The following is a 14,526-nucleotide window of genomic DNA, read 5'->3' as shown; positions in this document are numbered from 1 at the left end:
CTCCGCCTGGTCCCCAGCCGGAGCGAAGAAGAAACACCGTTCACAGGCCTGCCTCCTTCTTGCTCGGCTCGGTGTTCCTACCCGGCTCGGCGTCGATCGTCTCGATGCGCCTCACCGCTTCGGGCACCTTCGGGTCAAGATTGAACAGCTCGCGCAGCGCTTCGGCGTAATGATCGCCCGCGGGGGACTCCGCCAGCTGCTTGACGCGCACGGTGGGCTCGTGGAGCAGCTTGTCGACCACGCGCCTGACGGTCTGGCTGACCTCGTCCCTGACGCGTCCCTCAAGATCGGGGACCCGCGCGACGAGCCGTCCGAGCTCCGCCTCGACCACCTGGGCCGCCTTGCTCCGCAGTGCCACCACGGTCGGCGTGACGCGCGCGGCGCGCTCGGCCGACAGGTAGGCGGTGACCTCCTCGGCGACGATGCCGCGCACGGCGGTGACCGCCTCGGCGCGACCGCCGTCGTCGGTGCCGGCGTCGGCCTCGCCCTCCTGCATGGACTCCAGGTCGACCAGCGTCACACCGGGCAGCCGCCGCACGGCGGGGTCGATGTCGTGCGGCAGGGCCAGGTCCAGCAGGAACGTCTCACGGGGGGTCACCATGTCGGCCGTGATGACCACGTCGGTGGCGCCGGTGCAGGAGATGACCAGGTCGGCCTCCGCCAGCTCGACCGCCAGGTCGCCGAATCCGGCGGCCCTGCCGCCGACCGTCTGCGCCAGCCGCACGGCGCGCTCGTGGGTCCGGTTGACCACCACGATGTCGGTGACGCCCGCCCGCTGCAGGGTCGCGGCCGACAGGGCGCTCATCGAGCCCGCGCCCACCACCAGGGCCCGCTTCCCCTGGAGGGGGCCGAGGGCGCGCTCGGCGAGGGTGAGCCCCACGCCGACGAGGGAGGCACCCGCCCGGTCGATGCCGGTCTCGGTGTGCGAGCGCTTGCCCACCCGCAGTGACTGCTGGACGAGCTCGTTGAGCGTCGGGCCGAGGGTGCCCTCCTCCTGGGCGAGCCTGAGCGCCGAACGCACCTGGCCGAGGATCTGCCCCTCTCCCACGACCATCGAGTCGAGGCCGGAACCGACCGAGAACAGGTGCTCGACGGCACGGTCCTCGTAGTGCACGTAGAGGTGGGAGGCCAGCTGCTCCATGGAAACGCCGGAGTGGGCGCTGAGCAGCCGGGAGAGCGAGGTCACCGCGGCGTGGAACCGGTCGACCTCGGCGTAGATCTCGACCCGGTTGCACGTCGAGACGACCATGCTCTCGGCGACGTGGACGTCCTGCTGGATGTCCTGGAGCAGCTTCACCAGCGAGTCACCGGAGACGGAGACCCGTTCCAGCAGGGCCACCGGTGCCGTCCGGTGGCTCAGGCCGACGACGAGAACGCTCATCGGCCCTCTCCCGCCTTCCGGTCGCCCCGGAAGGAGCCGCGATTTCGAGAGGCTCCCGAGTCCCGGGAGGCCAGGGAGCCACGAGAGGCTCCGGAACCGCGAGAGGAGAGGTGGCCGCCCGGGGCCTGGGCCGCGGCGCTCGCCGCACTACTGGTCACCCTGCTCATGCTCGCCGTACTCGTGCTCGCCGTCTCCGTATTCCTCCTCATACACGCCATCGTCATGGTGATCGTCATGCTCGTCGTGATCTTCCGGGACGTCACGGTCGTCCGGGAAAGCGTCATGGTCGTCCGGGAAGGCCGGGAGATGCCGTGCCCGTCAGCGTGCCCGCCGGCTCGTGCACCGTGCCTGTTCACAAGTCCACCGCCTCGGGCCACTCCTCGGCCATCGCGGGCCCCCCACTCATCCGATCCGCCTTGCGTTGCTCGTGGAACGCCAAGATCTGCAATTCAATCGACAGGTCGACCTTACGGATATCGACGCCTTCCGGCACGGAAAGGACGACGGGGGCGAAGTTCAGGATGCTGGTGACCCCTACGGCGACGACCCGGTCGGCCACCTGCTGGGCCGCCACGGCCGGTGTCGCGAGCACCACGATCGACACTCCCCGCCGCCTTATCACGGCTTCCAGCTCGTCGATGTGCTCCACATTCAATCCCGCGATGTGGTCGCCCACCACTTCGGGGTCCGCGTCGAGCAGCGCCGCGACCCTGAAACCGCGGGAGACGAACCCGCCGTAGTTGGCGAGCGCACGCCCGAGGTTACCCACTCCGACGATGGCGACGGCCCAGTCCTGGGTGAGACCCAGCTCACGGGAGATCTGGTAGATGAGATATTCGACGTCGTAGCCGACCCCCCGGGTGCCGTACGACCCCAGGTGGGAGAGGTCCTTGCGGAGCTTGGCCGAGTTGACGCCCGCCGCGACGGCGAGATCCTCCGAGCTCACGGTCGCCAGGCCACGCTCGGCCATGCCGTTCAGCGCTCGCAGATAGAGCGGCAGCCGGGCGACGGTCGCCTCGGGAATGCCGCGTTCGCGGGCTTGGGACAGACGGCGGATCACGTGCCGGAACTCCAGGGGGACAGGCGGCCGGCGCGGCCCGGACGCGACGGATGACGAGGTGAAACCACTGTCATTCAGGTTAGTCCTTTTGTGAACCGATGCACAAAGTGAGTGTTCACAATCTTGGCCGCGCCCCCCTCCGGTCCGTCGTCCGCCCCCTCACCAGGCCCTGGACCTGCGCGTACGGCGGGCGCGAGCCCCGTCGCCACCGGGCCTTTCCGGCCGCCGGAGTCGATCTTCGCCCCTCGCCGCGAGGACCGGCGCGTCGCCGCGGTTCGGCTACCGTGGCGGTCATGTCACCGCGAGACCATCGCATCACCCTGCTCGGCAAACCCGGTTGCCACCTGTGCGACGACGCGCGGGCGGTGATCGAGCGGGTCGCCGCGGACCTCGGCGTCCCGTGGGAGGAGCGCGACATCACGGCCTCCGAGGAGGACCAGGCCCGCTACTGGGAGATGATCCCGGTCACCCTCGTCGACGGGGTGCAGCACGACTTCTGGCGCGTCGACGAGAACCGCCTGCGCGCCGCCCTCGACGCCTAGCCACCGTCGGCGTCCTCGCCGCCCCGACGCCATCGACGCCCGCGATGCCCTGATGCCCTGATGCCCTCGATGTCCGAAGGACGCTCCCCGCCCGTTGGCGCCGCGGGTGACCACCTGAAACAGGCCACCCGCGCCGCGCTCGCTATCTGAAGGCGGTCGGGAGCGGCATCACCTTCGCGGCGTTCACGGTGAGTTCGATCACATTGGTGGCGAGCACCATCGTCTGGCGCTCGGTGACGAAGCGCTGCGTGTGGGGCTGGCGCTGGTGGTCGCCGTAGGCGACCTCGTCCCGGTAGAGCTCGTAGACGATGCGCTGGAGAGGCGCCGACTTCACCGAGTGGCAGGTGTAGACGAGCGTGTCCGGCTCGGAGCGGCGCACCGCCTCGACGGTCTCCTCCGCGAGCCGGTCGAATCTCTCGCCGGTGCCGTCGAGCAGGGTGAAGACCGTCAGCAGACCGAAGATGCTCGGCGAGGGCCGGTTCGAGCCACCCGGCAGGTCACCGGCCCCACCCGGCGTGCCCGGCCCGCCCGGATACATGGCACCGGTCGAGGGGGTGACGCCGAACGCCTGGTCGTAGCCCTGCGAGCCCCCCCGGTCGTAGCCTCGGGAGCCTCCGCGCCCCTGCTCGGAGCCCGGGGAGGGCGCGCCGCCGAAGGCCTGGTCGGCGGGCATCGGCTGGAGGCTTCCCGACCTGCCGGGACCGGGCACGCCCGGCATGCCGAACTCGCCGGTGCCCGGCCCCGCGGGCCTGCCGAACTCACCGGTCCCCCCGGGCCTGCCGAACTCACCCGTGCCTGCGGGCCTGCCGAACTCGCCGGTGCCCGGGCCTGACGGCCTGCCGGAACCGGGGGCGCCGTGCCTGCCGAACTCGTGAGCCGGGATGTTGTACTCACCGGTCGCCGGGCCGGGCACGCCCGGCATGCCGAACTGGCCGGTGACCGGCGGCGGCTGCCTGCCGGGATCACCGCCGCGCCTGCCGGGGTCACCGCCGGACGGCTGGTCGGCGGGCGGCATGCCGTACTCACCCGCCATGAACATCCCCGTGGCGGGGCCACCGAACCTGTCGTCGGGTGAGGAGGGTTGCTGCTGCCGCATGCGCGCAGCGTAGTCGACGTCCTGCTCACCCGCCCGGTACTCGGCCACGAGGTCACCGAGGCCTGAGCGGCGGGGCGCCTCCTCGGCCAGGGCGCGGGCGGGGGGGCTCTCCGGGGTCACGCGACGGCCGGCGACCTGCACGTCGCGGGGCTCGTACTCGGGGCGGCGCGGCCGCGGGGGGCGGTCCTCCCACTCGTCGTCCGCGTCGTCCGCGTCCTCGTCGTCGTCCTCGTAGGGCGCGAGCGGGCGGAGCATGACGTACCAGACCGCGGCGGCGGTGACGAAGAGCAGGAGCGCGGTGAACATCCCGGACACCGCGAAGCTCACGGCTCCGACGAGGGCGAGGCCGGTGGGGCCGAGCACCAGGAGCGCGTGCATGTTGTCGGCGTCGTAGTCGTCACCGCCGCGCCAGCGGAGGACCGCCAGCAGCAGCCCGCCCAGCAGCACGACCGCGACGATCACATGGACGGCCCCGAGCAGGTAGGCCGGGGGCAGGTTCCAGTGGCGACCGCCCAGCGGGAGGGCCTTGGTGAAGTCCTTCTCCTGCAGGACCGGGTCGACCGCCAGAATCACCGTGGCGATGACGGTGAAGGCGATCCCCAGGAGCCAGGAGGAGAACCTGGCCGTGCCCTTGCGAGCCATCAACTGAATGACCCCGACAGCCAGCCACAGGGGCGCCAGCATGGATCCGGTCAGTTGATAAATACGAAACGTGCCTGTCCCAAATCCGATCAGATAACCGGTGGCGATTACTCCGAGTGAGACGGAGAGAGACGCCGTCGTGATGCTCCAGGCGATCAGCCAGCCCTTGGGCTCACTGCGGAGGCGACTGACGAGAGCACCGGTGGCGATGGCTGCGAGCAATGCACCGGCGAAGGCGATGACAGCGACGAGGACTTCCATGGTGTCTCCAATGCTGCCGGACATTACCCCCCAACCGGTAGCCGAACCCTCGGCCGGCTCCCGGCGCCGGTCTGAAACAACCGACCCCACACCGTATCCGGCGATTACCCCCAGTCACGACGCTTCAAAGTGGATTGTGGAATTTCCACTTCATTTCTAGAGTGATCGAGCACGCCGTACCCCCTCCCCTCAGGGATACCGGATGCCTGAAACGTGGCCGCTCGCCGGGCACCTCCCCACGACAGCCGGGGTAGCCCAGCCCGTCCGCAGTAGTGACCTCACCGTGCGTGAGGATGCCTCCGAAGAACTCCGGAGGCTCGTTTTGCGCGCCAAAACCGGAGATTCGGATGCTTTTGGCACGCTCTACGATCGTTACCTCACCCTGGTGTACCGCTACGTCTACTTCCGGGTCGGCTCACACCCACTGGCCGAGGATCTCACGAGCGAGACCTTTCTCCGCGCGCTCCGCCGGATCACGGACTTCACGTGGCAAGGGCGTGATTTCGGGGCCTGGCTCGTGACCATCGCGAGGAACCTGATCACCGATCACTTCAAGTCCGGCAGGTACCGCCTTGAGGTCACGACCGCCGAGGTGATCGACACCCCGCTCGACGGCCCGCACATCCCGGAGAACGCCGTCGTCACCGCGATGATCAGCGATCGGGTGCTCACCGCCGTCCGCGGCCTCGGCCCCGAGCAGCAGGAGTGCGTGGTGCTGCGCTTCCTGCACGGCATGTCACTGGCGGAGACCGCGCTCATCATGGGCAAGAAGAGCGGCGCCATCAAGGCACTCCAGTTCCGCGCGATCCGCGCCCTGGCCCGCGCGCTGCCCTCGGACCTCAGCTGAGACCGGCCGGCGTCGGCTGTCCTCGGTCCTTCGCCTCCCGGCAGCGGCCGCCACGCCCGAAACAATGTTCCCATGCCGATGTGGCGCAGCGCGTAACCTGCCGTGCCAGGTCGTCGTTAGGCAAGTGACACCGATGGATCATGAGCTGGGGGCGGCAGGGAGCGTTCATGGGGAAGTGGCTGCCCGGATTCTCGCGGAGGTCGCAGGCGCGCATTCAGGACCGCGTGTCACGACTCGGCGCCCGCATGGCGGCCACCCCCGGACCCGAGTTCAACGCCAGGCTCCGCGAGCGGCTCACCCAGTCCCCTCCCGGAGAGGACGTCCCCGAGCAGCGGCCGGTGAGCCCCCGCCACTCCCGGCGAAGGTCCCGTACGGGGCTGTTCCCGCGGTTGCTGAGCATCGCCCTGGTGGCCTCGATGGCGGTATCCGGTATGTGGACCTACCGGTCGATGCCCGGTGACACCCTCTACCCGCTCAAGCGCGCCGCCGAGCGGACGCTGTTCCACCTGAGCAGCGACGACGCCGAGCGGGCCGACCGCTCCTTCGGCTACGCCGAGACCCGTGCCCGCGAGGTCAAGGAGCTCCTGGGCTCGGACGAGGGCGAGGGCGAGGGCGAACGCGAGGAGGTGATCGGGGAGACCCTCCAGGCCATGGAGGACACCACGCGCTCCGCGGTGACCTCCCTGCGGCAGATGCGGCGCCGCGACTCCGCGAGCGCCAAGGAGCTCAAGCGCTTCGTCCAGAAACAGCGCACCCAGATCGCCGGGATGATCCCCAAGATGGGCGCGGAGAACCAGCGCAAGGCCCACGTCTACCTCAACTACATCGAGGGCCTGGCCCCGCCCGAGTAGCCGTTCCGGTACGGGACCGGTCCCACCGTCGTGGACCGCCGCGCACGGGAACCGGGCCGCTCTCCCGTCCCGGACCACGACATCGGAACCCGGCCCCGCCGGACCCGCGCGACGTCGTACGTCGCCAAGACGTCATATCCGGCTCATACCGACGCTACCGATCTCACCCTCTGCCCCGGTTAAGCTGAGGTGCTATGAGGCGGCTACTACGACGGCGGGACGAAGCGGACGCGGCCAGACGGGCGACGGTCGGGGAGGTAGCGGCGGGCGAGGTCGCCGCCGCGGCCGCCGTGGCGATGCCGATGGCCGAGCCCGACCCGGTGGCCGCCGCCTTCTTCGACGTCGACAACACCATGATGCGCGGCGCCTCCATCTACCACTTCGCCCGTGGCCTCGCCTCCCGGGGCCTGTTCACCAGCAAGGATCTGTTCAGGTTCGCGATCGGCCAGGTGGTCTTCCGGATCCGCGGCGACGAGAACCCCGCGCACATCGACGAGGCCAGGGAGACCGCGCTGGCGTTCGTCGCGGGGAGCAAGGTCGAGGAGATCGTCCGGCTCGGTGAGGAGATCTACGACGAGGTGATGGCGGACCGCATCTGGGCGGGCACTCGCGCCATCGCGCAGGCACACCTCGACGCGGGCCAGAGGGTCTGGCTGGTCACCGCGACCCCGGTGGAACTGGCCCGGGTGATCGCCCAGCGCCTCGGCCTGACCGGCGCGCTCGGCACCGTCGCCGAGACCGAGAACGGCGTCTACACCGGCCGCCTGGTCGGCGACCTGCTCCACGGCCCCGCCAAGGCGGAGGCCGTCAAGGCCCTGGCCCGCAGGGAGGGGCTCGACCTGTCGCGCTGCTCCGCCTACAGCGACTCGGCCAACGACCTGCCCCTGCTCTCCCTCGTCGGCCACGCCACCGCGATCAACCCGGACGCCGAGCTGCGCGAGTTCGCCCGGCAGAACAGCTGGGACATCAAGGACTTCCGTACGGGGCGCAAGGCGACCATGATCGGCCTGCCCATCGCGGCGGGTGCCGGAGCCGTCGCGGGCGGCATCGCCGCCGCCGTCGCCCTGCGCCGCCACTACCGCTCCGGCCGCTGACCCTCCGCTCGCGTGCCGGCTCTTCTCTCGGTAGGGCCTCGAAGCTCAGGGAGAGGTGTCTCAGAAAAGGCGTCGGAGAAAGGGCGGGAAGGCGTGGCCGCGCCTGAGCCGAAGCTCGTCGAGCTGCTGCTGGACGACCTCCCTGACCTGGTCGGTGAGGTTGAAGACCAGCATGGGGTCGTCGGCGTCGGCGGGGTCGAGCTCGTCGGTGCGGATCGGCTCGCCGAAGCCGATCATCCATTTGGACGGGAGCGGGACCAGGCCGAGGGGCCCGAGCCAGGGGAACAGCGGCGTGACCGGCAGGTAGGGAAGGCCGAGCACCCTGGCCAGGATCCGCAGGTCACCGATCTTGGGGTAGATCTCCTCCGCGCCCACGATGGCGCAGGGAACGATCGGCACGCCCGCGCGGATGGCGGAGGCGACGAAGCCGCCCCGGCCGAAGCGCTGCAGCCGGTAGCGATCGGAGAACGGCTTGCCGACTCCCTTGAAACCCTCGGGAAAGACGCCGACGACCTCGCCCTTGCGGAGCAGCCGGTCGGCGTCCTCGCGGCAGGCGAGGGTGTGGCCGGTCTTGCGGGACAGGTGGCCGAGCACCGGGAGCCGGTAGACCAGGTCGGCCCCCAGAAGGCGGAGCGCGCGACGTCCGGGATGGTCGTCGTACAGGGCCACCTGCAGCATGAGCCCGTCGAGCGGGAGGGTGCCGGAGTGGTTGGCCACGATCAGGGCTCCGGAGTCGCCGGGCACGTTGTGCATGCCCACGGTCTCGGTGCGGAACCAGTGGCGGTACAGCGGGCGGATCAGCTCCAGCAGCACCCTGTCGGTGAGCTCCGCGTCGAACCCGAACTCGTCGACCTCGTAGTCGCCGGCCACCCGGCGGCGCAGGAAGGCGAGCAGCTCGGCCAGCCGGTGATCGTCGTCTTCCTCGCCGGCCGGCGGCCCGGAGAGAGGCCACCCGGCTTCGGGGACGGGCTCGCCGGACGCTTCCGAGAAGGGCTCATCGGACGGGGCTTCCGGGAAGGGGTCGCCGGGCGCTTCGGAGGAGGGTCCGGCGGACGGGCCGGGGAGGTGCTCGCGGGAGGCGCGGGCCCTGGTGATGGGAATCACCTCGGCGTCCTCGCTCCCGGCCACCGCGTCGCTCATCCCGTCACCGGCCGGGACACCATGTCCATCAGGGCGGCGGGCAGGCCTCCGGCCAGGTCACGCGCACGCAGGAAATCCTCGAAGGCGGCCGCCGTGGAGAACTTCGGTCTCCAGTCGAGCGCCGTGGACAGCGCGGTGGTGTCGACCACGCGTCCGTGACACATCAGGCGGAGTTGCTCGGGGGAGAACCCGACCAGTCCCGCGCTCCAGGCGAGGTCGCCCATGAAGCGGAAGACGGGAGAGGGGACGGGCATCGGGAGCAGGCCCGCCCTGCGCGCGCACTGCGACAGGAGCAGCACGCCGTCTCCGGCCACGTTGAACGTGCCGGGGTGGTCCTCCATCGCCATCCGCCGCAGCACCTCGACCGCGTCGTCCTCGTGGACGAACTGCAGCCGCGGGTCGAACCCGAGCACGGTCGGCAGGACGGGCTGGGTGAAGTAACGCGTCAGCGGCGAGTCGACGCCGGGTCCCATGAAGTTGGCGAACCTGAGCGTCGACACGGCCACGTCGCGGCGCCGCCTGGCGAAGCCCCGGACGTAGCCCTCCACCTCGGAGGCGTCCTTGGCATAGCCACGGCTCGGCGGCTCTCCCGGCTCGGCGTCCTCGGTGAAGACCGCGGGGTCGTGCGGGGAGGAACCGTAGACGGCGGTGGTCGAGCGCACGACGACGCGGCGGACCGTCGCGGACCGCTGACAGGCACCGAGCAACTGCATGGTGCCGATGACGTTGTGCTCCTTCATGAGCGCGCGGCCGCCGCTCCTGGGAGGAGCGCTCACCAGACTCATGTGAACGACGGTGTCGATGTCGGCGGCCGCGATCACCTGGGCGATGTCGGGGCTGCGCAGGTCGACGCGGACGAACTCCGTCCGGCCGAGAGGTACGCCGCCATCACGTGAGAGCGAGGGCGGCGGCACCGTATCCACTCCGATGACCCGGTCGATGTCCGGGTCATCCGCGAGAACGCTCGCCACTCGGGCGCCGATGTGGCGCGAGACCCCGGTGACAAGCACGGTGTGGGTCATCGGCGCCTCGCAGATCCGCGCTACTTCTTGTTACGCCGCTGGATGCGGGTCTTCTTGAGAAGCTTGCGGTGCTTCTTCTTCGCCATGCGCTTACGGCGCTTCTTGATCACAGAGCCCACGGGACCCCCAGGTAGCTGGTAGCCGAGATTGTCGAACCGGTGCGCGAGAGCACACCGGCACAACAGACTACCGGCGATCCACGGTAGATCGCCCCTAGGGGGACCCCGGGCGCATGAACTCACGACGTGGCGACCACGTCGCTACCCCGACGAGACAGGGACCGGCTCTCCAACGGTCATACCGGAAATCACACCCCGGCCAGACCGGAAGGAGCAGGACCGTGAGCGCCCGGCGCGTCTGGCTCACCTCACGACCGGATCGTTCCCCCCGGTCGCTCGGCTCGACGCGTCGAGCCCACCCTGCCTCAACCTGCCTCGATGTAGGCATCCCTCAGATAATCGTGAACCGCCTGCTCCGGCACCCGGAAGGATCGACCGACCCGGATGGCCGGCAGCTCGCCCGAATGCACGAGTCGGTACACAGTCATCTTGGACACCCTCATGACAGTGGCCACTTCTGCCACCGTCAGGAACTTCACCTCGCTGAGAGGTCTTTCGCCTGCACCCATCGGACGCCTCTTCCGCACGTGTATCCGGGTTATCCCCACTGGTGCCATTGCTCACGCACGTGTACTGCTGTCAGCGTAAGTCGGGACCCCTGTCACGCAAACCCCCTATTTTCTCAGCCCTCGGAGTCTCGCGTCAGCGAAACAGCTGAAATCGCTGGCCAGCAGCCGGACCGTGCCCCTCGCATTGATCTTGGAACGGACCAACTGTCTCCCATTAGAGTCGCCCACAATCACCAAAAAGTTGGCAAACGGTCGGCGAGGTGCGTGGAATGCAGGCGCGAAATGCCTGTATAGGGATGACCTAATTTGCGCATCCCCCGTCTCAGAGGGCCCGTACGACCCTTTCGACCAGGTGGTTCGTCAGCGGTTCGTAATACCTCGGTAGCACGTTGTCATCGAGCGGAACGGTGACCGCGATCTTGCCCTCGGCCTCTCCGACGAAGAGGGCGGGGTCGTTGCTGTCGGCGAATCCGACCGTGAGGATGCCCGCCTCGCCCGCCGCCCCGGCCCAGCCGTGGTCGGCGATCACCAGATCGGGACGGTCCGCGCCCAGTTCGGCGATCATGGCGCGCATCGGGGCGGGGTCGTGGGTGTGCACGAAGGCGCCCTTGTCGTCGAGCATCGCGACGTCGTCCAGATAGCGGATCTTGCGCCTGCGGCCGAACCCGCTGCCCCAGTACGACCAGCCCTCGGCCGGGGCCATCAGGGTCACGCCGCGCGCCCTGAGCATCCGGCCCAGGGCCATGTGGATGGTGAGCAGGCCGGTGGGGTGCCCGGTGGCGATCAGGATCCGAGGGTTCTCCCCCCGGAGCACCCCGGCGATCGTGTCACCCATCTTCTCGACCGCCTCGATCGTGCGGTCGGGGTCGATGGTGTCCTGCCCCTCCCGATGACGGGGGTCGGCCACGACCCCGGCGGACTTGGCCATCAGCTCCAGCACGTCCCGGTAGGACCAGGCGCCCTCCATCGTCAACCCGAACATGTAGTGCGGGTCACGGTTGGACAGCGACCGGTAGTGGTCCAGATTGTTCTCCCGGCTGGTCGCCACGTCACCGGCGATCCGGGTACGGACCAGGTGCTCACGAAGCTCAGCGCGCGTCATCGGTTCCTCAGTCCAGTTTGCCGACCGACCATGTGTGCGGACCGTGTGTCACGGGAGGGGATCGAGCCCGTGGAAGGGGAAGACGGCATTCCTTGTCGCCATGATGGCCCGGTCGATCGGGTCTGCTGGGTCATAACCAGCGGAGAAATCGCGAAATTCCGGGTCTCGGCCATCGGTCAGCGTGAGCGGCGCCGTCTGGTTGGTCCGTTCCTTGACGAACGTACGCCATGCCTCCGGAGTGGCGGTCGCGGGATCGAGCGGGTGGCCCGCCACCTCCGCGATCAGGTGGGTCCACGCCCGGGGCACCACCTGCACCAGCTCGTAGCCCCCGCCGCCGGTCACGACCCACCGCCCGCCCGCGGTCTCGTGGGCCAGCTCGTGCAGCGCCGCGTACGCGGCCCGCTGGCCGTCCAGGCTGAGCATGAGGTTGGCCAGCGGATCGAGGGCGTGACTGTCGCAGCCGTGCTGGGTGACCAGGACGTCGGGGGCGAACTCCCGCAGCAGCGGCGGGACCACCGCGTGGAAGGCCCTGAGCCAGCCGCTGTCGCCACATCCGGCGGGCAGGGCCACATTGACCGCGGTGCCCTCCGTGCCGCGCTCCTCGGGGAACCCCGTGCCGGGGAAGAGGGTGCGGGGGCTCTCGTGCAGGCTGACGGTGAGAACCCTGGGGTCGTTGTAGAAGAGCGCCTGTACGCCGTCGCCGTGGTGCACGTCCACGTCCACGTAGGCGACCCTGGACGCCCCCTGGGCCAGCAGCCACGCGATCGCCGCGCCCGGGTCGTTGTAGACGCAGAACCCGCTCGCCCCGGCGGCCATCGCGTGGTGCAGACCTCCGGCGACGTTGACCGCGTGCTCGGCCTCGCCGCTCCACACCGCGCGGGCGGCGGCCAGGCTGGCGCCGGTGATCAGCGCGGACGCCTCGTGCACCCCGGGGAAGGCGGGGTTGTCCGTGGTGCCGAGCCCGTAGGCGAGGTCGGGCCGCCCGGTGGCGGAGACCCGTTTGACGGCCTCGATGTAGTCGCGCTCGTGGACGAGCGCCAGCTCGTCGTCGGTGGCGGGCGCGCAGCCGCTCATCTCCACCTGGTCCAGCACGCCGAGCTCCCTGGCCAGCGCCATGGTCAGCTCGACCCGCACGGGCGCGAGCGGGTGCCCGGGGCCGAAGTCGTACGAGGTGAGCGCATCGTCCCAGACAACCCGCACGGACCGGCTCATGCGCACTCCCTGTCTGGTCGCGACGCCGCGCGTCACGGCCGATCTTCCTGCTCCCGGCTCGACGTTACCGCACGTGTACGGAACGGCGTTTACGCGGCCGTCTCGGAGAACGCACCCGTTTTCATTTGAGTGAAATATCCAGATTTATTGCTATCAACGAGCATGTTTGATGGGCTGCGCAGGAGATCCGGACACCCGCTGGAGGCCGGACATCCCGGCGACGGTCCTACCCCGCAGGGAGACCAGACGGATCAGACGATTCAGACGGAGGAGACCCGGCGCAGTCCCCTGACGGCGGGGACCAGCAGGAGGGCGGCGCACCCGGCGACCGCCACGATCGAGGACCCGGCCAGCAACTGCGGCGCCCCCACCACCCCGGCCACCGGACCGGCGAGCACCTGGCCGACCGGGACGAACAGGGTCGAGCCGGCGACCTCGTACGCGGTGACCCGGTTGAGCGCCTCCGCCGGGACCTGGGTCTGGATGCTCGTGGCCCACATGACCGACCAGAACGCCCACCCGGCGCCGCCGATCACGTGCGCGGCCATGAGGACCGCGGCCGGCGACGCCACGGCGATGGAGAGCGGCTCCAGGGCGAAGCCGAACAGGCCGATCGCGCCGGCCATCAGCGGCCGTCCCGGGCGGACCCGCATGGCGACCAGGCCGCCGACGATGGTGCCCGCGCCGGAGGCGGACATGACCAGGCCGTAGGCGGTCTCGCCGAGCCGCTCGCTGATCAGCACCGAGCCCAGCGGGATCATCGGGCCGAACAGGGTGACCCCGAAGACCGCCCAGACCAGGATCACCGACCACATCCAGGTCCTGGACCGGAACTCCTGCCACCCCTCGCGCAGGTTGCGCCACATCGAGCGCTCGGCGACCGGCCCCGCGACCACCGGCAGGCGCAGGAGGAGCAGGCACACCGCGCTGACGGTGAACCCCGCGGCGTCGATCGCGAAGACGACGCCGACCCCGGAGAGGCCGACGATGGCGCCGGCGACGCCGGGACCGGCCAGCAGCATGATCGACTCGGAGACGCGCAGGGTGGCGTTGGCCTTCTGCACGTCCCGCGCCACGCGCGGGACCGTGCTGGAGACGCCGGGCTGGTACATCGCGGCGGCGACGCCGTTGATCGCGGAGATGACGAGGATCTGCCAGAGGTCCGGCCTGCCGAGGACGAACAGCGCCGCGGCGGCCCCCTGGCTCACCACCCTGACCGTGTCGGCGCCGATCATCATGCGGCGCGGCGTGAACCTGTCGGCGAAGACCCCGCCGAACAGGATGAGCACCGCGAAGGGCGCCATCCACGCGGCCAGCGCCAGCCCCACCCCGGTGGAGCCGTAGCCGAGCCCGCCCACGCCCACCGCCGTCGCGAACGGGACCATCGCGGCCCCGAGCATGGAGACGGACCTGGCGGTGAAGAAGAGCAGGAAGCTCCGCGTCCAGACAGCGGGTTCGTCCTGTTCCCGCCTCCGCCCGTCAGCCGATATCGCCTGCTTCACGATCGCCTCATTCCCCGAAGTTCCGGGAAAATGATGCCGTATGTAGGAAAGTTTCCTAATAGAGGGGTGGCTCGGCCTCCGGCTCAGTTCCTGGCTCAGCTTCCGGCTCGACCCTCGCCCAGCTTCCGGCTCGACCCTCGCCCAGC

Annotated in this window: 14 protein-coding genes; 4 read left to right on the top strand and 10 right to left on the bottom strand. The window is 70.0% G+C overall.

The annotated features are described in order from the left end of the window. Window positions 1–40: 40 nt before the first annotated feature. Complete coding sequence (locus tag ACTOQ3_RS14465; RefSeq protein ID WP_440083882.1) at window positions 41–1,381, bottom strand: glutamyl-tRNA reductase; 1,341 nt, start codon at window positions 1,379–1,381, stop codon at window positions 41–43. A gap of 352 nt (window positions 1,382–1,733) precedes the next feature. Then, complete coding sequence (locus ACTOQ3_RS14460) at window positions 1,734–2,441, bottom strand: redox-sensing transcriptional repressor Rex (protein ID WP_362690118.1); 708 nt, start codon at window positions 2,439–2,441, stop codon at window positions 1,734–1,736. A 293-nt stretch (window positions 2,442–2,734) separates the two neighbouring features. On the opposite strand from ACTOQ3_RS14460, the gene ACTOQ3_RS14455 reads away from it, so the two are divergent. After that, window positions 2,735–2,983: a glutaredoxin family protein gene (locus ACTOQ3_RS14455; protein ID WP_362690115.1), complete on the top strand. Its 249-nt coding sequence runs from the start codon at window positions 2,735–2,737 to the stop codon at window positions 2,981–2,983. Window positions 2,984–3,125: 142 nt separating this feature from the next. Here the strand turns inward: ACTOQ3_RS14455 and ACTOQ3_RS14450 are convergent, their stop codons facing one another. After that, window positions 3,126–4,721: an antibiotic biosynthesis monooxygenase gene (locus ACTOQ3_RS14450; RefSeq protein WP_440083881.1), complete on the bottom strand. Its 1,596-nt coding sequence runs from the start codon at window positions 4,719–4,721 to the stop codon at window positions 3,126–3,128. Window positions 4,722–5,184: 463 nt separating this feature from the next. Here ACTOQ3_RS14450 and ACTOQ3_RS14445 point away from each other — a divergent pair, with 463 nt between their 5' ends. The 3 genes from ACTOQ3_RS14445 (at window position 5,185) to ACTOQ3_RS14435 (ending at window position 7,774) form a co-directional block, all read left to right on the top strand. Further along, window positions 5,185–5,829 carry a sigma-70 family RNA polymerase sigma factor gene (locus ACTOQ3_RS14445; RefSeq protein ID WP_362690109.1) on the top strand — a complete coding sequence of 215 codons (645 nt, stop codon included), beginning with the start codon at window positions 5,185–5,187 and terminating at the stop codon, window positions 5,827–5,829. A gap of 167 nt (window positions 5,830–5,996) precedes the next feature. Further along, complete coding sequence (locus ACTOQ3_RS14440) at window positions 5,997–6,680, top strand: DUF5667 domain-containing protein (protein ID WP_440083880.1); 684 nt, start codon at window positions 5,997–5,999, stop codon at window positions 6,678–6,680. A gap of 194 nt (window positions 6,681–6,874) precedes the next feature. Further along, window positions 6,875–7,774 carry an HAD family hydrolase gene (locus ACTOQ3_RS14435; protein WP_440083879.1) on the top strand — a complete coding sequence of 300 codons (900 nt, stop codon included), beginning with the start codon at window positions 6,875–6,877 and terminating at the stop codon, window positions 7,772–7,774. 60 nt (window positions 7,775–7,834) lie between these two features. Here ACTOQ3_RS14435 and ACTOQ3_RS14430 read toward each other — a convergent pair whose 3' ends face one another. The 7 genes from ACTOQ3_RS14430 to ACTOQ3_RS14400 form a co-directional block, all read right to left on the bottom strand. Then, window positions 7,835–8,914, bottom strand: a complete 1,080-nt coding sequence (locus ACTOQ3_RS14430; RefSeq protein WP_440083878.1) for a lysophospholipid acyltransferase family protein — start codon at window positions 8,912–8,914, stop codon at window positions 7,835–7,837. Beyond that, window positions 8,911–9,936: an NAD-dependent epimerase/dehydratase family protein gene (locus tag ACTOQ3_RS14425; RefSeq protein WP_440083877.1), complete on the bottom strand. Its 1,026-nt coding sequence runs from the start codon at window positions 9,934–9,936 to the stop codon at window positions 8,911–8,913. Before ACTOQ3_RS14425 ends, ACTOQ3_RS14430 begins: the two co-directional genes overlap by 4 nt. Before the next feature lie 20 nt (window positions 9,937–9,956). Next, window positions 9,957–10,055: a 30S ribosomal protein bS22 gene (locus tag ACTOQ3_RS14420; protein ID WP_018654693.1), complete on the bottom strand. Its 99-nt coding sequence runs from the start codon at window positions 10,053–10,055 to the stop codon at window positions 9,957–9,959. 305 nt (window positions 10,056–10,360) lie between these two features. Then, window positions 10,361–10,564 carry a helix-turn-helix domain-containing protein gene (locus tag ACTOQ3_RS14415; RefSeq protein WP_012887307.1) on the bottom strand — a complete coding sequence of 68 codons (204 nt, stop codon included), beginning with the start codon at window positions 10,562–10,564 and terminating at the stop codon, window positions 10,361–10,363. Between the two features lie 322 nt (window positions 10,565–10,886). Further along, window positions 10,887–11,666, bottom strand: a complete 780-nt coding sequence (locus ACTOQ3_RS14410; protein WP_362834643.1) for a phosphatase — start codon at window positions 11,664–11,666, stop codon at window positions 10,887–10,889. A gap of 48 nt (window positions 11,667–11,714) precedes the next feature. Continuing rightward, window positions 11,715–12,878, bottom strand: coding sequence for an acetoin utilization protein AcuC (locus tag ACTOQ3_RS14405; protein WP_440083876.1), 1,164 nt, complete (start codon window positions 12,876–12,878; stop codon window positions 11,715–11,717). A 260-nt stretch (window positions 12,879–13,138) separates the two neighbouring features. Continuing rightward, window positions 13,139–14,380, bottom strand: coding sequence for an MFS transporter (locus ACTOQ3_RS14400; RefSeq protein WP_440083875.1), 1,242 nt, complete (start codon window positions 14,378–14,380; stop codon window positions 13,139–13,141). Window positions 14,381–14,526: the final 146 nt, after the last annotated feature.

Source organism: Streptosporangium sp. LJ11 (assembly GCF_051918945.1).
Classification (GTDB): domain Bacteria; phylum Actinomycetota; class Actinomycetes; order Streptosporangiales; family Streptosporangiaceae; genus Streptosporangium.
Note: the sequence above shows the minus strand (reverse complement) of the source record. Positions and strands in the feature narration are given on the sequence as shown.